This window comes from Burkholderia sp. lig30 (assembly GCF_000687455.2).
In the GTDB taxonomy this organism is placed as follows: domain Bacteria; phylum Pseudomonadota; class Gammaproteobacteria; order Burkholderiales; family Burkholderiaceae; genus Burkholderia.
The window spans coordinates 24371-43393 of sequence record NZ_JGVW01000056.1; the positions used below are offsets into that span (position 1 = coordinate 24371).

Annotated in this window: 18 protein-coding genes and 1 pseudogene; 13 read left to right on the plus strand and 6 right to left on the minus strand. The window is 65.9% G+C overall.

The window, feature by feature from the left end:
• Positions 1-69: 69 nt before the first annotated feature.
• The 6 genes from purN to nadC all read left to right on the plus strand — a co-directional run bounded on the left by purN (position 70) and on the right by nadC (position 6979).
• Positions 70-732, plus strand: coding sequence for a phosphoribosylglycinamide formyltransferase (purN, locus tag LIG30_RS06215; protein ID WP_038710574.1), 663 nt, complete (start codon positions 70-72; stop codon positions 730-732).
• Entirely contained in the window at positions 729-1991 is a 1263-nt protein-coding gene (locus LIG30_RS06220) for an RsmB/NOP family class I SAM-dependent RNA methyltransferase (protein ID WP_038710576.1), read from the plus strand. Before purN ends, LIG30_RS06220 begins: the two co-directional genes overlap by 4 nt.
• 18 nt (positions 1992-2009) lie before the next feature.
• Positions 2010-3362, plus strand: coding sequence for a mechanosensitive ion channel family protein (locus tag LIG30_RS06225; protein ID WP_038710577.1), 1353 nt, complete (start codon positions 2010-2012; stop codon positions 3360-3362).
• Between the two features lie 195 nt (positions 3363-3557).
• Positions 3558-4754: a DesA family fatty acid desaturase gene (locus tag LIG30_RS06230; protein ID WP_038710579.1), complete on the plus strand. Its 1197-nt coding sequence runs from the start codon at positions 3558-3560 to the stop codon at positions 4752-4754.
• A gap of 210 nt (positions 4755-4964) precedes the next feature.
• Positions 4965-6101 carry a quinolinate synthase NadA gene (nadA, locus tag LIG30_RS06235; protein WP_038710665.1) on the plus strand — a complete coding sequence of 379 codons (1137 nt, stop codon included), beginning with the start codon at positions 4965-4967 and terminating at the stop codon, positions 6099-6101.
• Entirely contained in the window at positions 6098-6979 is an 882-nt protein-coding gene (gene nadC / locus LIG30_RS06240) for a carboxylating nicotinate-nucleotide diphosphorylase (protein WP_038710580.1), read from the plus strand. The genes nadA and nadC overlap by 4 nt, the downstream gene beginning before the upstream one ends.
• Positions 6980-7069: 90 nt before the next feature.
• Here the strand turns inward: nadC and nadB are convergent, their stop codons facing one another.
• The 4 genes from nadB to radC form a co-directional block, all read right to left on the minus strand.
• Complete coding sequence (nadB, locus tag LIG30_RS06245; RefSeq protein WP_038710581.1) at positions 7070-8656, minus strand: L-aspartate oxidase; 1587 nt, start codon at positions 8654-8656, stop codon at positions 7070-7072.
• 167 nt (positions 8657-8823) lie between these two features.
• Positions 8824-8991 carry a 50S ribosomal protein L33 gene (rpmG, locus tag LIG30_RS06250; RefSeq protein ID WP_007586229.1) on the minus strand — a complete coding sequence of 56 codons (168 nt, stop codon included), beginning with the start codon at positions 8989-8991 and terminating at the stop codon, positions 8824-8826.
• A 17-nt stretch (positions 8992-9008) separates the two neighbouring features.
• The gene (rpmB, locus tag LIG30_RS06255) at positions 9009-9242 is read right to left on the minus strand and encodes a 50S ribosomal protein L28 (RefSeq protein ID WP_004186391.1); all 234 of its coding nucleotides are present in this window, start codon (positions 9240-9242) and stop codon (positions 9009-9011) included.
• 232 nt (positions 9243-9474) lie between these two features.
• Positions 9475-10191 carry a RadC family protein gene (radC, locus tag LIG30_RS06260; protein ID WP_038710583.1) on the minus strand — a complete coding sequence of 239 codons (717 nt, stop codon included), beginning with the start codon at positions 10189-10191 and terminating at the stop codon, positions 9475-9477.
• 136 nt (positions 10192-10327) lie between these two features.
• Between radC and LIG30_RS06265 the strand changes: the two genes are divergently transcribed.
• From LIG30_RS06265 to LIG30_RS06295, 7 genes are all read left to right on the plus strand, one after another.
• Positions 10328-10783 (plus strand): FKBP-type peptidyl-prolyl cis-trans isomerase, encoded by a 456-nt coding sequence (locus tag LIG30_RS06265; RefSeq protein ID WP_038710585.1) that lies wholly within the window; start codon positions 10328-10330, stop codon positions 10781-10783.
• A gap of 2 nt (positions 10784-10785) precedes the next feature.
• Positions 10786-11766, plus strand: a complete 981-nt coding sequence (gene ispH / locus LIG30_RS06270) for a 4-hydroxy-3-methylbut-2-enyl diphosphate reductase (protein WP_038710586.1) — start codon at positions 10786-10788, stop codon at positions 11764-11766.
• 272 nt (positions 11767-12038) lie between these two features.
• Positions 12039-13232 carry a branched-chain amino acid ABC transporter substrate-binding protein gene (locus tag LIG30_RS06275; RefSeq protein WP_038710587.1) on the plus strand — a complete coding sequence of 398 codons (1194 nt, stop codon included), beginning with the start codon at positions 12039-12041 and terminating at the stop codon, positions 13230-13232.
• 211 nt (positions 13233-13443) lie between these two features.
• On the plus strand, positions 13444-14394 hold the full coding sequence (locus LIG30_RS06280; protein WP_038710588.1) for a branched-chain amino acid ABC transporter permease: 951 nt from the start codon (positions 13444-13446) through the stop codon (positions 14392-14394).
• A gap of 18 nt (positions 14395-14412) precedes the next feature.
• Positions 14413-15579, plus strand: coding sequence for an ABC transporter permease subunit (locus LIG30_RS06285; RefSeq protein WP_038710589.1), 1167 nt, complete (start codon positions 14413-14415; stop codon positions 15577-15579).
• Positions 15580-15651: 72 nt separating this feature from the next.
• A complete protein-coding gene (locus LIG30_RS06290) occupies positions 15652-16425 on the plus strand; it encodes an ABC transporter ATP-binding protein (protein ID WP_038710591.1) in 774 nt (257 codons plus the stop codon).
• Positions 16425-17141, plus strand: a complete 717-nt coding sequence (locus tag LIG30_RS06295) for an ABC transporter ATP-binding protein (RefSeq protein WP_038710592.1) — start codon at positions 16425-16427, stop codon at positions 17139-17141. The genes LIG30_RS06290 and LIG30_RS06295 overlap by 1 nt, the downstream gene beginning before the upstream one ends.
• Before the next feature lie 104 nt (positions 17142-17245).
• On the opposite strand, the pseudogene LIG30_RS06300 reads toward LIG30_RS06295, so the two are convergent.
• Both LIG30_RS06300 and LIG30_RS06305 read right to left on the minus strand, forming a co-directional pair.
• Positions 17246-17704 (minus strand): annotated as a pseudogene (locus tag LIG30_RS06300) (GNAT family acetyltransferase); the annotation flags it as partial.
• Between the two features lie 10 nt (positions 17705-17714).
• Positions 17715-18899, minus strand: a complete 1185-nt coding sequence (locus tag LIG30_RS06305) for an acetylornithine transaminase (protein WP_038710595.1) — start codon at positions 18897-18899, stop codon at positions 17715-17717.
• Positions 18900-19023 lie beyond the last annotated feature (124 nt).

The window sequence follows — 19023 nt, forward strand, 5'->3', positions numbered from 1 at the left end:
TTATAAACGTTCGGGCGGGCAGTCGGCTGAGGAGGGGGGAAACGCAAGGCCGAATGGTAAAATTCGCGGATGAAAAAACTCGTCATCTTGATTTCCGGTCGCGGCAGCAACATGGAAGCCATCGTCCGCGCGTGCGCGCAGGAGCAGTGGCCCGCCCGCATTGCCGCCGTGATCGCCAACCGGCCGGATGCGGCCGGCCTCGCATTCGCCGCGTCGCACGGTATCGCGACCGCGGTGGTCGACCATCGCGCGTTCGACGGCCGCGACAGTTTCGACGCCGCGCTCGCGGCCGAAGTCGACCGTTTCGGCGCGGATCTCGTGATCCTCGCCGGCTTCATGCGCATCCTGACCCCGGCCTTCGTGAAGCGCTATGAGGGACGGATGCTGAACATCCATCCGTCGCTGCTGCCGAGCTTCAAGGGCATTCACACGCACCAGCAGGCGCTCGACGCGGGCGTCGCGCTGCATGGCGCGACCGTGCACTTCGTGATCCCCGAGCTGGACAGCGGCGCGATCGTCGCGCAGGGCGCGGTGCCGGTGCGCGCGGGCGACGACGCGGCCGCGCTCGCGAAACGCGTGCTCGCGGTCGAGCACGTGCTGTATCCGCGCGCGGTGCGCTGGTTCGTCGACGGGCGCCTGCGCCTCGAGGCGGGACGCGCGGTGGTCGCGCCTGACGAAGCCCGCTGGATCTTCGCGGATGAATCGAACAATACGACGAGCGAGGGTGTATGAAGCTGCATGGTTTTCTGATCGGACAAACTGAAACGTTGCTCGCCGAGGTGCTGAAGTTCGCCGGCCCCGCCGACGCGACGACGAGCCGCTTTTTCCGCGCGCATCCGAAGCTCGGGCACGCGGAGCGCGGCGTGATCGCCGAGGCGGTGTTCGCGGTGCTGCGCCGCAAGACAGAATTCGCGCACCTCGCCGAGAGCGGCACCGGGAGCCCCGCGCGGCGCCTCACGCTGCTCGGCCTGATGCAGACGGCCGGCCGCTCGGCGCTCAGGCCGTTCGTGTCGGCCACCGAGCTCGCGTGGCTCGAGCATGTCGCGAAGATCGATCCGGCGAGCCTGCCGCTGCGCGTGCGCACGAACCTGCCCGACTGGATTTACCAGGCGCTGGCGGCGCGTTTCGACGCCGACGAAATCGCGCAGCTCGCCGCCGCGCTCAACTATCCGGCGCCGCTCGACTTGCGCGCGAACGCGCTGAAGGCGACGCGGGAGCAGGTGATCGACGCGCTGAAGGTGTCCGGCATCGACGCCGGTGCGACGCCGTTCGCGCCGTTCGGCGTGCGCGTCGTCGGCAAGCCCGCGCTGACGAAGCTCAAGCTCTTCGAGGAGGGCATGATCGAGGTGCAGGACGAGGGCAGCCAGCTGCTGTGCTCGCTCGTCGCGCCGCGGCGCGGCGAGATGGTCGTCGATTTCTGCGCGGGCGCGGGCGGCAAGACCCTCGCGCTCGGCGCGATGATGCGGTCGACGGGGCGCCTCTACGCGTTCGACGTGTCGGAGAAGCGGCTCGCGAAGCTCAAGCCGCGGCTCGCGCGGAGCGGCCTGTCCAACGTGAATCCGGTGCTGATCGACAGCGAGCACGACGCGAAGATCAAGCGGCTTGCCGGCAAGATCGACCGCGTGCTGGTCGACGCGCCGTGCAGCGGCCTCGGCACGTTGCGCCGCAATCCCGATCTCAAGTGGCGCCAGTCGCGCACGTCGGTCGACGAGCTGACGCCGAAGCAGGCGTCGATCCTCGCGAGCGCGGCGCGCCTCGTGAAGAAGGGCGGCCGGCTGGTCTACGCGACCTGCAGCGTGCTGGAGGAGGAGAACGAGGCGATCGTGCGCGCGTTCCTCGCCGATCATCCGGAATTCGTGCTGGTGCCGGCGAACCAGGTGCTGGCCGAGCAGCGCATCGAGCTCGACACCGGCGATTACCTGTCGCTCTGGCCGCACCGCCACGCGACCGACGGCTTCTTCGCCGCGGTGCTCGAGCGGCGCGCGCAGTAACGGCGGCGGGTCGGACGGATGTTGCAGAACCGCTTGCTGTCGCACCGGCTCGCGTCGGTGATCCAGGACTTCAACCAGCCGGTGATGATCTGGCAGATGGGCGTGCTGGTCGGCTCGCTGTGCTTCGCCTGGCTCGCGGCGCGGTTCGTGCACGGCCGCATCGACGCGCGGCGCCGGGCGGCCGGCCGCCCGGCGGGCGCGGGTGCGCAGAGCCTCGAGCGCGCGCTGTTCCCGATCATCGGCGGCATGTTCGTGTGGCTCGCGCAGCTCGCGTTCGACGATTTCATGTCGACGTCGCTGCTGTCGCTCGCGCTGGTGCCGCTGTTCGGCATCGGGCTCATCTACGTGCTGTTCTTCGTCGCGCGGCGCGCGTTCGCGCGCGACGGCCACAGCCATGCGTGGCTGTCGATCGTCGAGAAGATCGTGTCGATCGTCGTGTGGGCCGGCATGGCGCTCACGGTGCTCGGCATCCAGCATGACGTGCTGGAGTGGCTCGACAGTGTCAAGTTCCGGGTCGCGAACGCGCACCTGACGCTGCTGTCGCTGATCTCGGGCGCGCTGTGGATCTGCGTGACGCTGATGATCGCGATGTGGCTCGGCTCGGTGCTCGACGACCGCCTGACGCGCGCGACCACGCTCGATGCGAACCTGAAGGTGGTGCTGTCGCGGGTCGGCCGCGCGTTGCTCGCCGTCGCGGCGGTGCTGATCGGGCTGTCGCTGGTCGGCATCGACGTGACCGTGCTCGGCGTGTTCGGCGGCGCGCTCGGCGTCGGACTCGGCTTCGGCCTGCAGAAGATCGCGAGCAACTACGTGTCGGGCTTCATCATCCTGCTCGACCGCTCGCTCAGGCTCGGCGACGCGATCAATGTCGGCGGGCTGCAGGGCATCGTCACGCAGATCCGCACGCGCTACACCGTCGTGCGCGGCCTCGACGGCAACGAGACGCTGGTCCCGAACGAGAAGCTCATCACCGACGTGGTGCAGAACCAGTCGTCGTACCTGACGCGCGGCTATGCGAAGGTCACGGTGCAGGTCGCCTACACGACCGACGTCGAGCACGCGCTGACGCTGCTCGTCGAGGCGGCCCAAGGCGTGCCGCGCGTGCTCGCGGAGCCGGCGCCCACGCCGTACCTGACCGGCTTTGGCGCGGACGGCATCGACCTGGAGCTGGGGTTCTGGGTCGAGGATTCCGCCACCGGCACGTCGGGCGTGCGCTCGACGGTGAACCGGAACATCTGGCGGCTCTTTTGCGCGCACGGGATCGAGATTCCGTTCCCGCAGCGCGATGTGCGCGTCGTCGGCCTGCCGGACGGTTTCGGCGCGGTTCGCCCGGCCGACGGCGACGGCGCGGCGGGGCGAACCGTCATGTAAGCGATCCATCGGCGGATTTTCAAGCCGGCGCAGTCCACGGACGGATCGCTCTGCGTTGCGCCAAGGCAAGAAATATTCATTTTTTACAAAGACTTGGAACGGTTGAAGTAAAATCCCGTCCTACTACTCGGTATGCTTTCGTTTTTCTGACGCCGGCTTGCGTGGCCGGCGCCGCTCACTCCACAGGTAACTGCCTTGTTGAACTCCTTGCTCGACTTTCTTTCCCACGGGCTCTTGCACTTCTCGTGGTGGCAGATCGTAGTGTTCACGCTTGTCGTCACGCACGTGACGATCCTCGGCGTCACGATCTACCTGCACCGCTGCCAGGCGCACCGCGCGCTCGAGCTGCACCCGATCGTCAGCCATTTCTTCCGCCTCTGGCTGTGGATGACCACGGGCATGCTCACCGGCCAGTGGGCGTCGATTCACCGCAAGCATCACGCGAAGTGCGAAACCGAAGAGGATCCGCACAGCCCGCAGACGCGCGGCATCTGGAAGGTGCTGCTCGAAGGCGCCGAGCTGTACCGCGCCGAAGCGAAGAACGAAGAGACGATGCGCAAGTACGGCCACGGCACGCCGAACGACTGGATCGAGCGCAATCTGTATTCGAAGTACACGGTCCTCGGCGTGAGCATGATGATGGTGATCGACATCGCGCTGTTCGGGATCGTCGGCCTGACGGTCTGGGCCGTGCAGATGGTCTGGATCCCGTTCTGGGCGGCGGGCGTCGTCAACGGCATCGGCCATTTCTGGGGTTATCGCAACTTCAACGCGGCCGACGCGAGCACGAACCTCTTCCCGATCGGCATCGTGATCGGCGGCGAGGAGATGCACAACAACCACCACACGTTCGCGACATCGGCCAAGTTCTCGAACAAGTGGTACGAGTTCGACATCGGCTGGATGTACATCCGCATCCTGTCCGCGTTCAAGCTCGCGAAGGTGAAGAAGATTGCGCCGACGCCGCGCCTGAAGCAAAGCAAGGCGGTGCTCGACCAGGAAACGCTGCAGGCCGTGCTGTCGAACCGCTACGAAGTGATGGCGCGCTACGGCAAGGCCGTCAAGCGTGCGTACCGCCAGGAACTGGCGCGCCTGAAGGAACTGGGCGCCGGCGAGAAGTATCAGCGGATGCGCGGCGCGCGCGCGTGGTTCCACAAGGAAGAGTCCGGCCTGAACGAGCCGCAGAAGCGCATGCTGCCGGAGATCTTCGCGAACAGCCAGAAGCTGCAGACGTACTTCCAGCTCCGCAAGGATCTGGCCGCGATCTGGGACCGTTCCACGGCATCGCGCGAGCAGCTGCTCGCCCAATTGCAGGATTGGTGCCATCGTGCCGAACAAAGCGGCATCAAGTCGCTCGAGGAATTTGCGATGCGCCTGCGCCGCTACGCCTGATTCGAAATCGTTTAGAATTTCAGGACGTCACAAACCCCGCGCTGGCGGGGTTTTTTCTTTTGAGCCGGCCGCAACGCGCGCCGGCGGATCAGCAGGGCTGAGCCCTGCATGGGACATGAGCGCGAAGCGTGGGGCCGGAGCACGTGCCAGGAGCACACCCCGGCTCGACATCAACGCAGACGCGCTCGCGCTGTTCGAGAGGAGATGGAGATGCAATCGGCGTTCAAACCCGTCGAGTATGACCGGCCGGCTGCGGCAGGGACGACCTGCGGCATCGGGCAGGCGTGGGCGAAAGTGCCCGAGACGCCGTCCGCCGAGGAGCGCGCCGCGCTGAAGGCGCGCATCAAGGCATTGCTGGCGCGCGAGAAGGCGGTGCTGGTCGCACACTATTACGTGGACGCCGAGCTGCAGGAGCTGGCCGACGAAACCGGCGGCTGTGTCGCCGATTCGCTGGAAATGGCGCGTTTCGGCCGCGATCATGACGCGCAGACGCTCGTTGTCGCCGGCGTGCGCTTCATGGGCGAGACCGCGAAGATCCTCAGCCCGAACAAGCGGATCCTGATGCCGGATCTCGATGCGACCTGCTCGCTCGACCTCGGCTGCCCGGTCGACGAATTCTCCGCGTTCTGCGATGCGCATCCGGATCGCACGGTCGTCGTCTATGCGAACACCAGCGCCGCCGTGAAGGCGCGCGCCGACTGGATGGTCACGTCGTCGATCGGCCTCGAGATCGTCGCCGATCTGCATGCGCGCGGCGAGAAGATCATCTGGGCGCCGGACCGCCATCTCGGCGGCTACATCCAGAAGAAGACCGGCGCGGACATGCTGATGTGGCAAGGCTCGTGCCTCGTTCATGACGAATTCAAGGGTGTGGAACTCGACCTGCTGCGCGCCCAATACCCGGACGCGAAGGTGCTCGTGCATCCGGAATCGCCGGAGAGCGTGGTCGCGCTGGCCGATGTCGTCGGTTCGACGACGCAGCTGATCGATGCGGCGGTGAAGCTCGACGCGACGCGCTTCATCGTCGCGACGGATCTCGGCATCCTGCACAAGATGCGGCTCGCCGCGCCGGGCAAGACCTTCATCGAGGCGCCGACGGCCGGCAACAGCGCGACGTGCAAGAGCTGCGCGCACTGCCCGTGGATGGCGATGAACGGCCTCTCGAACCTGGCCGACGTGCTCGAGCGCGGCCACAACGAGATCTTCGTCGATCCCGCGATCGGCGAGCGCGCGCGCATGCCGATCGACCGCATGCTCGATTTCGCGGCGGCTCACAAGAAGCGCGTACAGGCGAGCGGCGACCTGCAGCGCGACCAGCAACTGTTCGCGAACGTGGGGGCGGCATGACGGAAGCCGTGTCCCCGCTTTACGACGAGATTCGTGCGCAGTACGGCGCCGCGTTCGACGAAGCGCTCGCGCGCAACGTCGCCGATACCGTTGCCGAGGATGTTGGCCCGGGCGACCAGACCGGGCGACTCGTGCCGGCCGGCGAGCGCCGCCGCGCGCGCATCATCGTGCGCGAGGAGGCGGTGCTGTGCGGCGTGCCGTGGTTCGACGCGGTGATGCGCCGGATCGATCCGGCGATCGACGTGCGCTGGCATTACCGCGAAGGCGACCGGATGAGCGCCGATTCGACCGTGTGCGAACTCGAAGGCCCGGCGCGCGCGCTGCTGACCGCCGAGCGCAACGGCCTCAACTTCCTGCAACTGCTGTCGGGTGTCGCGACGGCGACGCGCCGCTACGTCGACCGGATCGAAGGCACGCGCGCGAAGATTCTCGACACGCGCAAGACGCTGCCGGGCCTGCGGCTCGCGCAGAAGTACGCGGTGCGGGTCGGCGGCGGCGCGAACCAGCGTCTTGCGCTGTATGACGGCATCCTGATCAAGGAAAACCATATCGCCGCGGCGGGCGGCGTCGGCGAGGCGCTCGACGCCGCGTTCGCGCTGGATGCGGGCGTGCCTGTTCAGGTCGAGGTCGAGACGCTCGCGCAGCTCGACACGGCGCTCGCGCATGGTGCGCAATCGGTGCTGCTCGACAATTTCACGCTCGACATGATGCGCGATGCGGTGCGGATCGCGGCCGGCCGCGCGGTGCTCGAAGTGTCGGGCGGCGTCAATTTCGACACGGTGCGCGCGATCGCCGAGACGGGCGTCGACCGGATCTCGATCGGCGCGCTGACGAAGGACGTGCGCGCCACCGATTATTCGATGCGGATCGTCGACTGACGGACTGACGCGTGGCGGCGAGTCCGCTTCAAACGAAAAAAAGCCGTTGGCGTACTCGCGCCAACGGCTTTTTTGTCGGCTGCGGGCGGCTTAGCGGCGCACGCGGGGCGACAGCACGGTCGGCAATGCCTTCGGCAGCGCGTGCGGCCAGTCGCGGCTGTAGTGCAGGCCGCGGCTCTCGCGCCGTGATTGCGCGCTCTTGACGATCAGCGACGCGACGTCGACGAGATTGCGCAGCTCGAGCAGATCCCGGGTCACGCGGAAGTTCGCGTAGTACTCCTGGATCTCGTCGCGCAACAGCGATAATCGGTGCTTCGCGCGTTCGAGGCGCTTGTCGGTGCGCACGATGCCGACGTAGTTCCACATCAGGCGCCGCAATTCGTCCCAGTTGTGCGCGACGACGACTTCCTCGTCGGCATCGGACACGCGGCTTTCGTCCCACGCGGGCAGCGAGCCCGGCGACGCCATGTCGAAGCCGGCCGCTTCGATCGCCTCGGCGGCTGCGCGGCCGATCACGAGGCACTCGAGCAGCGAGTTGCTGGCGAGGCGGTTCCCGCCGTGCAGGCCCGTATACGACGTCTCGCCGACCGCGTAGAGGCCGGCCAGATCGGTGCGGCCCGCGAGATCGGAGACGACGCCGCCGCACGTGTAGTGCGCGGCGGGCACGACCGGGATCGGTTCGCGTGCGATGTCGATGCCGAATTCGAGGCAGCGCGCGTGGATCATCGGGAAATGCTCGAGCAGGAACGCTTCGGGCTGGTGGCTGATGTCGAGGTACACGCAGTCGATCCCGCGCTTCTTGATCTCGAAGTCGATCGCACGCGCAACGATGTCGCGCGGCGCAAGCTCGGCGCGTTCGTCGTGCGCAGGCATGAAGCGGGTGCCGTCCGGCAGCTTCAGCAGGCCGCCTTCGCCGCGCACCGCCTCGGAGATCAGGAACGATTTCGCATACGGGTGGAACAGGCAGGTCGGATGGAACTGGATGAATTCCATGTTCGCGACGCGGCATCCTGCGCGCCACGCCATTGCGATGCCGTCGCCGGTCGCGGTGTCCGGATTCGTCGTGTAGAGATAGACCTTGCCCGCGCCGCCGGTGGCGAGCACGGTGTGCGGCGCCTCGATCGTGATCGTGCGCCCGCTCGCGACGTCGAGCGCGTACAGGCCGTGACAGCGGCGGCCGGGCAGGCCGAGCCGTTCCGACGTGATCAGGTCGATCGCGTGATGGTCTTCGAAGAACGTAATGTTCGGATGCTGCCGCGCGCGCTCGGAGAGCGTCGCGAGCACCGCGTGGCCGGTGGCGTCGGCGGCGTGAATGATGCGCCGGTGGCTGTGGCCGCCTTCGCGCGTCAGGTGAAAGCCCAGCTCCGCCGCGTCGTCCTTCGTGAACGGCACGCCTTGCGAGATCAGCCATTCGATCGCTTCGCGGCCGTGCTCGACGATATAGCGCGTCGCGCCTTCGTCGCACAGGCCGCCGCCTGCGATCAGGGTATCGTTGACGTGGTTCTCGATGCTGTCCGCGGAGTCGAGCACGGCGGCGATGCCGCCCTGCGCGTTATCGCTCGCGCCCTCCATCATCGAACGCTTCGCGATCAGCGCGACGCGCCGCGTGTTGGCCAGATTGAGCGCGACCGACAGGCCTGCCAGGCCACTGCCGACGATCGCCACGTCGAATTTCATGCTGCATCTCCGTAATTGCGCTTTTGGGCTTGTGTTCCCCGCGTGCCGCAGGGAAAGGGGAGAGCATACCGCGTCGCGCGCAAGCGTGCGCGCAAAACGCGTGCAAAGCAAGAAGCCCCGCAATTGCGGGGCTCTTCGTCATCGTCAGGCTGGCAGGAACCAGGAGATTACTTGATCTTGGTTTCCTTGTACGCCACATGCTTGCGGACGACGGGATCGAACTTCATGATCTCCATCTTTTCCGGCATGTTGCGCTTGTTCTTCGTGGTCGTGTAGAAGTGACCCGTGCCAGCGGTCGACTCGAGCTTGATCTTGTCGCGTGCGCCTTTTGCCATGATTACGCTCCTTGGGCTTAGGCTTCGCCGCGTGCGCGCAGGTCTGCGAGCACGGAATCGATGCCGTTCTTATCGATCAGACGCAGGCCGGCGTTCGAGACGCGCAGGCGCACCCAGCGGTTTTCGCTTTCGACCCAGAACCGGCGGTTTTGCAGGTTCGGAAGGAAGCGACGCTTCGTCTTGTTGTTTGCGTGGGAAACGTTGTTGCCGCTCATCGGCGCTTTCCCAGTTACTTGGCATACGCGTGCCATGAGAGCACTCCTAATACGCTAAATTCGGGGTTCGATCGCCGGTGAAGGTCATCTTCGAGCAGCCACGTGATCCATAGCTGCACTCCGAACGCCCACGCCTTTTCAGACAAGGCCCTTCGATGGCTAGAACTGGTTGGAAAAAATACAGACGGCAATTCTAGCAGAAAAAGTTCAGGAAAATCAAACGTAATTTCGCTCCGGTGTCGCCGCGCCCCTGCGCGGCCCGCCGGGCCTACAGCCAGCCGGCCCGCGCGAACGAGAACGTGTCGCTCGCGCCGACCACGATGTGGTCGAGGAGGCGCACGTCGACGAGCGCGAGCGCGTCGCGCAGCACGCGCGTCAGCCGGCGGTCCTCCGCGCTCGGCCGCACCGCGCCCGACGGGTGGTTGTGCGCGACGATCAGCGCGGCGGCGTTGGCCGACAGCGCGCGGCGGACGATTTCGCGCGGGTAGACGGCCATCCGCGTCAGCGAGCCCTGCGTGCTTTCCTCGGTGTCCAGCAGCCGGTGGCGCGCGTCCAGAAACAGGCTGACGAACACCTCGCACGGGCGCGTGCCGATCAGCAGGCGCAGGTAGTCCTCGACGGCGCCCGGCGAATCGACGGGCCGCCGCTCGCTCGCTTTCTGCGCCAGCGCGCGCCGCGCCAGCTCGGTCACCGCGACCAGCAGCGCGGTGCGGGCGGGGCCGATGCCGCGCTGGCCCCGGAAGTCGCCCGGCGTTGCGTCGAGCAGCCCGCGCAGCGAGCCGAACTGCGCGAGCAGCGCGCCGGCGACGTCGAATACGTTGCGGCCCGGCACGCCGGTGCCGAGCAGCAGCGCGATCAGCTCCATGTCGGACAGCGCGGACGGGCCGCGCGCGAGGAGCCGCTCGCGCGGCAGTCCGTCGTCCGGCCCGGCGCCCGGGGCGTCGTCGGCGTCGAAGCATTCATGCGGCGGGGATTGTTGCAGCATCGTTGATTCTCCATTGTCCGCGCGCGGGCAAGGGGGATGACGTCGGTCATTCAGCCTTGTGCGCTCAGGTGTCTTACAATAGCGACTTTGCGCTGGGCCTCACGGCCGTTTCGGGCGCCGACTGAACGAGTAATTCATGAGCCTCATCGATATTTCCGAAGTGAAGCCCGGTTCGCACGTCACGCTGCATTACCGACTGGCGCTCGCCGACGGCGCCGACATCGTCAACACCTTCACCGACAAGCCGGCCACGCTGCTGCTCGGCGCGGGACAGCTTGCGCCTTCGCTGGAAGACATTCTCCTCGGGCTCAAGGTGGGCGACCATTCGACTTTTCAGCTAGCGCCGGAGCAGGCGTTCGGCCCCCGTAATCCGGACATGATCCAGCGCGTGTCGCTCGCGACGCTGCGCGAGAACGGCATGGTCGGCGAGGATTTCGCGCCTGGCGACCTGATCGAGTTCAACGCGCCCGACGGCGGCCGATATGCAGGGGTGCTGAAGGAAATCAGCGAAACCTCCGCGCTCTTCGATTTCAATCATCCGCTCGCGGGCCAGGCGCTCACGTTCGAAGTGAAAATCATCGGGATCCTGTAATCATGAGCTCCACCGATACGCTGTCCGGACAGACCGTCGCCGCCGACGCGGAAATCCTGCTCGCACAGCCGCGCGGTTTTTGCGCGGGCGTCGATCGTGCGATCGAGATCGTCGAGCGGGCCATCGCGATGCACGGTGCGCCGATCTACGTGCGCCACGAGATCGTCCACAACAAGTACGTGGTCGAGGATCTTCGCAAGAAAGGCGCGATCTTCGTCGAAGAACTCGAGGAAGTGCCGTCCGGCAACACGGTGATCTTCAGTGCGCACGGCGTGTCGAAGACGGTGCGCGACGAAGCCGGCGTGCGCGGCCTGCGCGTTTACGACGCGACCTGTCCGCTCGTCACGAAGGTGCACGTCGAAGTGGCGAAAATGCGCCAGGACGGTGTCGACATCGTGATGATCGGGCACAAGGGGCACCCGGAGGTCGAGGGGACGATGGGGCAGGTCGAGCGCGGCATGCACCTTGTTGAGAGCGTCGAGGACGTCCAGAAGCTCAATCTGGCCGATCCGGACCGGATCGCCCTCGTCACGCAGACGACGCTGTCCGTCGACGATGCGGCCGAGATCATCGCCGCGCTGAAGGCGAAGTACCCGAATATCCGCGAGCCGAAGAAGCAGGACATCTGTTACGCGACGCAGAACCGCCAGGATGCGGTGAAGTTCATGGCGCCGCAGTGCGACGTCGTGATCGTGGTCGGCAGCCCGAACAGCTCGAATTCGAGCCGCCTGCGCGAAGTCGCGGAGAAGCGCGGCGTCGCCGCGTACATGGTGGACTCGCCCGAGCAGATCGATCCCGCGTGGGTCGCGGGCAAGCGCCGGATCGGCGTGACGGCCGGCGCGTCGGCGCCGGAGGTGCTCGCCCAGGCGGTGATCGCGCGGTTGCGCGAACTGGGCGTGCGTAACGTCCGCGCTCTCGAGGGGATCGAGGAGAACGTGTCGTTCCCGCTGCCGCGTGGCCTGAATCTGCCGTCCGGCGACTGAAATCTTTCAGGTTCCTTGCTTTGCCGAAAAGCGCGCCCCAGGGCGCGCTTTTTTTTGCACCGTGCTCCGGCAAGCGCAACCTGCATTCCCTCATATGGTGCAACCGGGTTGCTCCAATCTCCCGAAACCGTGTCCCGAAAATGGTTGCAATGCAGGAAAACCCTGTCAAATCAGGAATATTGGCCGTCCTATAAATGGAGTTACAATGCGCCCGTTTTCAGGCCTAAGCGGTCGCGAAACCTGGTTTTGGCAAGGCGCGGGAGACCTATTTGATGCATGTGAAGTTGGCTTACGCCGTGTCCGTCGCCGCAGCGGTTGCGATGCTTTCCGCGTGCAGCAACAAGAGTGACGACGGGGCGAAAAAGGGGGAGGTGGCCCCCGCGGCAGTGCCGGCCAGCGACGTGCGCGTCGTCAAGATCGGCCATGCCGCCCCGTTGACGGGCAGCATCGCGCATCTCGGCAAGGACAACGAAAACGGCGCCCGCCTGGCGATCGAGGAGATCAACGCGCACGGCCTGACGATCGACGGTCATCCGGTGCAACTGGCGCTCGTCGCCGAGGACGACGCGGCGGATCCGAAAGCTGGCACGCAAGTTGCTCAGAAATTGGTGGACGACCGGGTCGTAGCGGTAGTGGGGCACCTCAATTCGGGGGTGTCGATCCCGGCGTCGAAAATTTACAGCGACGCAGGCATCGTGCAGATTTCACCTTCATCGACCAACCCCGACTATACGAAACAGGGGTTCAAGACAACCTACCGCGTCGTGGCGACGGATGCGCAGCAAGGCCCCGCGCTCGCCAACTACGCGTTGCACGCGCTCCACGCGAAGCGCTTCGCGGTCGTCGACGATGCGACCGCATACGGCAAGGGGCTTGCCGACGAATTCGCGAAGACCGTCCGCGCTGCGGGCGGGCAGATCGTCGCGCGGGAAGCGACCAACGACCGCGCGACGGATTTCAAGGCGATCCTGACGAAGATCAAGAGCGACCACCCCGACGTCATCATGTACGGCGGCATGGACGCGACGGGCGGCCCGTTTGCGAAGCAGGCGATGGCGCTCGGTATCGGAGCAAAAATCCTTGGCGGCGACGGTGTGTGTACCGACAAGGTGGTCGAGCTCGCGGGCAACGCGGTGCGGAACCTGATCTGTTCCGAGGCGGGGCTTGCCCTGTCGAGGATGGAGAAAGGAACGGACTTCGAAAAGAAGTACGAGGACCGTTTCCACACGCCGGTGCAGATTTACGCGCCGTTCACGTACGACGCCGTCTACGTGATCGTCGACGCGATGAAGCGCGCCAATTCGATCGACGCGTCCAAGGTCCTGGCTGCGATGCCGTCGACCGATTACCGCGGGGTAATCGGTCACATCGCATTCACGCCGAACGGCGATTTGAAAGAGGGTGCGATTACGCTCTACGACTTCAAGGAGGCCAGGAAAACCGTCCTCGATGTCGTGACGATGTAGTGACGGGACTCGTGACGGCACCGAAACAGTGCGGTGCCGTTTTTGTATCCGCTCCGGCGGTGCGCCCGGCTGTACAGGCCGGGTGGCAAACGCCGGGACGATCCACCCTTACCGGTCTTTTCTAGTACCCGCAGTACCGCCGAGGCGATGTGATTCCCCGCTTACCCGCGGGGCGAAGTGTCGTCCGGTAGTACGGGCCAAGGAGCTTTAAATGGATATTTTCGTCCAGCAGGTCCTCAACGGGCTGGTGCTCGGCAGTGTCTACGCCATCATCGCGTTGGGCTACACGATGGTGTACGGCATTCTCGGCATCATCAACTTCGCGCACGGCGACGTGCTGATGATCGGCGCGATGGTCGCGCTGTCTGCGATCACCGTGTTGCAGAACCACTTTCCGCAGTTGGGCAACGTCGCGACGCTGACGATCGGCCTCGGCATCGCCGCGGTGGTGTGCGCGGCCGTCGGCTTCACGATCGAGCGTGTCGCGTACCGGCCGCTGCGCCGCGCGCCGCGTCTCGCGCCGCTGATCACCGCGATCGGCGTGTCGATCCTGCTGCAGACGGCTGCGATGATCATCTGGTCGCGTAACCCGCTGCCGTTCCCGCAACTGCTGCCGACCGATCCGATCAACGTGATCAAGGCGACCGACACGACGCCGGGCGCGGTGATCTCGATGACCGAAATCGTGATCGTCGCCGTCGCGTTCCTCGTGATGGGCGGCCTGCTGCTGCTCGTGCACAAGACCAAGCTCGGCCGCGCGATGCGCGCGATCGCGGAGAGCCCGAACACCGCGAGCCTGATGGGCGTGAACCCGAACTTCGTGATCTCGGCGACCTTCATGATCGGCTCGGCGCTGGCTGCGCTGGCAGGCGTGATGATCGCGTCGGAATACGGCAACGTGCACTTCTACATGGGCTTCATCCCGGGCATGAAGGCATTCACGGCCGCGGTGCTGGGCGGTATCGGCAACCTCGCGGGCGCGATGGTGGGCGGGGTGATCCTCGGTCTCATCGAGCAGTTGGGCGCCGGCTACATCGGCAACCTCACGGGCGGCGTGTTCGGCAGCAACTACCAGGACGTGTTCGCCTTCATCGTGCTGATCATCGTGCTGGTGTTCCGTCCGTCGGGCCTGCTGGGCGAACGTGTCGCGGACCGCGCTTAAGGGAAGGGGAGCAAGAACATGACATCCATTCAACCGATTGAAACGTCGACGACGCTGGTCCAGGAGCGCAACACCGCGAAAACCGTCACCGTCGGCATCCTGACCGCGGCCTTCGTGATCGCCGCGCCGATCATCATCGGCGCGGCCGGCGGCAACTACTGGGTCCGCGTGCTGGACTTCGCGATGCTGTACGTGATGCTCGCACTGGGGCTGAACGTCGTGGTCGGCTTCGCCGGCCTGCTGGACCTCGGCTACATCGCGTTCTACGCGGTGGGCGCGTACACGGCGGCGCTGCTGTCGTCGCCGCACCTGACCACGCAGTTCGAGTGGATCGCGAACCTCGCGCCCGCCGGGTTGCACGTGCCGTTCCTGATCATCGTGCCGATCGCAATGGCGATCGCCGCGATGTTCGGGATCCTGCTCGGCGCGCCGACGCTGCGCCTGCGCGGCGACTATCTCGCGATCGTCACGCTCGGTTTCGGTGAAATCGTGCGGATCTTCATGAACAACCTCGACCGTCCGGTGAACATCACGAACGGCCCGAAGGGGATCACGGGGATCGATCCGGTGCAGGTCGCGGGCTTCAACCTGTCGCAGACGCACTCGCTGTTCGGCATCCAGCTGCCGTCGGTCTACATGTACTACTACCTGTTCGTGCTGTGCGCGCTGCTGGTGATCTGGACCTGTACGCGCCTGCAGCATTCGCGTATCGGCCGCGCATGGGCGGCGATCCGCGAGGACGAGATCGCGGCGAAGGCGATGGGCATCAACACCCGTAACGTGAAGCTGCTCGCGTTCGCGATGGGCGCGTCGTTCGGCGGCCTGTCGGGCGCGATGTTCGGCTCGTTCCAGGGCTTCGTGTCGCCGGAATCGTTCACGTTCTGGGAATCCATCGTCGTGCTCGCGTGCGTCGTGCTGGGCGGCATGGGCCACATCCCGGGCGTGATCCTCGGCGCGGTGCTGCTCGCGATCTTCCCGGAATTCCTGCGTTCGACGATGGGCCCGCTGCAGAACGCGGTGTTCGGCCATGAAATCGTCGATACGGAAGTGATCCGCCAGGCGCTGTACGGCCTCGCGATGGTGGTCATCATGCTGTATCGCTCGGAAGGCCTGTGGCCGGCGCCGAAGCATGAGGACAAGATCGCGAAACTGGCGAAGCGCAGCGCCAAGTCGGCACGCGCTTAACGGACGAATAGGGATGTGGGACCAGTGTAAGCGCTAAAGCGCTGACGCTGGTCGACACAGGAGAGAAGGTAAATGAGCGAAAAAATTCGACTGTCCGTCAAAGGCGTGAACAAGCGCTTCGGCGGCCTGCAGGCACTGTCCGACGTCGGCCTGGAAATCAAGGAAGGCCAGATCTACGGCCTGATCGGCCCGAACGGCGCCGGCAAGACGACGTTCTTCAACGTGATCACGGGGCTTTACACGCCCGATTCGGGCGATTTCAGGCTCGATGGCCAGCCCTATACGCCGACCGCGGTGCATCAGGTCGCGAAGGCGGGGATCGCGCGGACGTTCCAGAACATCCGCCTGTTCGGCGGGATGACCGCACTCGAGAACGTGATGGTGGGCCGCCACGTGCGGACCAAGCACGGCTTGCTGGGCGCGGTGTTCCAGACGCCGGCCGAGCGCCAGGAAGAGCGCGAGATCAAGGAGCGCGCGATCGAGCTGCTCGAGTACGTCGGCGTGCTGCAGTACGCGGATTACACGGCGCGCAACCTGTCGTACGGCCACCAGCGGCGCCTGGAAATCGCGCGCGCGCTGGCGACCGACCCGAAGCTGCTCGCGCTCGACGAGCCGGCGGCGGGGATGAACGCGACCGAGAAGGTCGAACTGACGCGCCTGCTCGACAAGATCCGTTCGGACGGCCGCACGATCCTGCTGATCGAGCACGACGTGAAGCTCGTGATGGGATTGTGCAACCGGATGACGGTGCTCGATTACGGCAAGGTGATCGCCGAGGGTCTGCCGCAGGACGTGCAGAAGAACCCGAAGGTGATTGAGGCATATCTCGGCGCAGGGGTGCACTGATGGCAGCGGCAATGTTGAAAATCAAGGGCTTGCAGGTCAACTACGGCGGCATTCAGGCCGTCAAGGGCGTTGACATGGAAGTCCGTCAGGGCGAACTCGTGACGCTGATCGGCGCGAACGGCGCGGGCAAGACCACGACGATGAAGGCGATCACGGGCCTGAAGGCGTTCTCGGCGGGTGACATCGAGTACGACGGCAAGTCGATCAAGGGCGTGCCGACGCACGAGCTGCTCAAGCACGGCCTCGCGATGGTGCCGGAAGGCCGCGGGATCTTCGCGCGGATGTCGATCGTCGAGAACATGCAGATGGGCGCATACCTGCGCAACGACACCGAGCAGATCAAGCAGGACGTCGAGCGGATGTTCGGCTTCTTCCCGCGCCTGAAGGAGCGCGCGACGCAGCTCGCGGGCACGCTGTCGGGCGGCGAGCAGCAGATGCTGGCGATGGCGCGCGCGATCCTGTCGAAGCCGAAGCTGCTGTTGCTCGACGAGCCGTCGATGGGCCTGTCGCCGATCATGGTCGAGAAGATCTTCGAAGTGGTGCGGACGATCTCGAAGGAGGGCATCACGGTGCTGCTCGTCGAGCAGAACGCCCGCCTAGCGCTGCAGGCGGCCGACCGCGGCTACGTGATGGACTCGGGCACGGTGACGATGGAAGGCGACGCGAAGCAGATGCTCGACGATCCGAAGGTGCGCGCCGCGTATCTGGGCGAGTAAGCACGCTTGTCGCGATGCAAAAAAGCCGCATGTCCGGAAGGACATGCGGCTTTCTCTTGTGTGCGGGCTGGCGCACGCCCGTCATCGGCGCGAACGGACGGACGCTAGGCGGCCGGCAGCAGCTTGCCGAACGAGACCCGTTCCTCGACGCGATAGCCGAGCATCTCGTAGAAGCGGCACGCCTGCGCGTTGCCGGGCAGCACCTGCAGGTTCACCTTAAGGCAGCCGCGCGCCGCCAGTGCAGCCTCCGCATGCGCGACGAGCGCACGGCCGACGCCGGCGCGCCGCTCGCCGCCGGCGACGCCGATCGAGTACAGCCAGCCGCGATGACCGTCGTAGCCGGCCATCACCGTGCCGACGACGCGGCCGCGCAGCGTCGCGACGAAGAACAGCTCCGGCTGCGTCGCGCACTTCAGCTCGATCGAGCGCCGCGGATCGCGGTGCGGCGCGTCCGGTTCCCCGTAGCCGGGAAACGCGTCGCGCCACAGCGCCAGCACGGCGTCGGTATCGGCGCGGTCGAACGCGCGGACCGCGAGGTCATCGGCCGCGGCGATCTCCATCGCGCGTCGCCTGTCAGAGCGAGTCGAGCACCGAACGCAGCATCGCCATCATCTGGTCGATCTCGTCGGTCGTCACGTTCAGCGCGGGCATGAAGCGAAGCAGGTTCGGGCGCGCCGCGTTCAGCAGCAGGCCGTCCGGCTGCATCTCGCGTGCCTTCTCGACGATCTGCGTGCCGATGTCCTTGCCGAGCAGCAGCGCGCGCAGCAGGCCCTCGCCGCGCTCGCCTTCGAAGCCGCGCTCTTCCGACAGCTCCAGCAGCTTGCGCTTCAGGTATTCGCCCCGCGCGCGCACGCCTTCGAGGAACCCCGGCGCGACGAGCTGCGAGATCACCGCGTAGCCGGCCGCCGTCATCAGCGGGTTGCCGTTGTACGTGCCGCCCTGGTCGCCGGCCTCGAACACCGCGACGTCCGCCTTCGACAGCAGCGCCGCGAGCGGCACGCCGCTGCCGATGCCCTTGCCGAGCGTCATGATGTCCGGCTCGACGTCGGCGAGCTCGTATGCGAACAGCGTGCCAGCGCGGCCGCAGCCGCTTTGCACTTCGTCGACGATCAGCAGCAGGTTGTGCTGCTTCGTCAGCGCGCGCAGCGCGCGCATGAATTCGCGCGTGGCCGGAATCACGCCGCCTTCGCCCTGGATCGGTTCGAGCATCACGGCGACGGTCTTTTCGTTGATCAGCCGTTCGACCGACGCGATGTCGTTCAGCTCGGCCTTCGGGAAGCCCGGCACCTGCGGCGCGTAGAGCGTGTCCCAGCCCGGCTTGCCGCTCGCCGACATGGTCGCGATCGTGCGGCCGTGGAAGCTGTGGTCGAACGTGATGATCTCGTACGCGCCGTTCCGGAACTTGCGGCCCCATTTGCGCGCGAGCTTGATCGCGCCTTCGTTCGCCTCGGCGCCGCTGTTGGTGAAGAAGACCTTGTCGAACACGCTGTGCTGCGTGAGCAGGCCGGCGAGCTTAGCCATCGGCTCGTTGTAGAAGGCCGGCGACGGGTTCAGCAGCTTCTCCGCCTGCGTCTTCAGCGCGTCGACGACGCCGTCGTCGCAGTGGCCGAGGCTGTTGACCGCCCAGCCCTGGATGAAATCCAGATATCGCTTGCCGGTGTGATCGTAGAGCCACGACCCCTTGCCGTGCGTAAACACGATGTCGGGGCGGTTCGTGATGTACATCAGCGAGTCGATCGGATAGTCGTTCAGAGACATGGCGGGAAGCTCCAGCGGGCGGTCAACGAAAAAAGACAATAAAAAAGCCACGGGATGCCGTGGCTGTGTGGTTCGAACAGCTTGTGCGTAACAAAGTGACGAGTGTTACGCGCGAGTCCGTGAC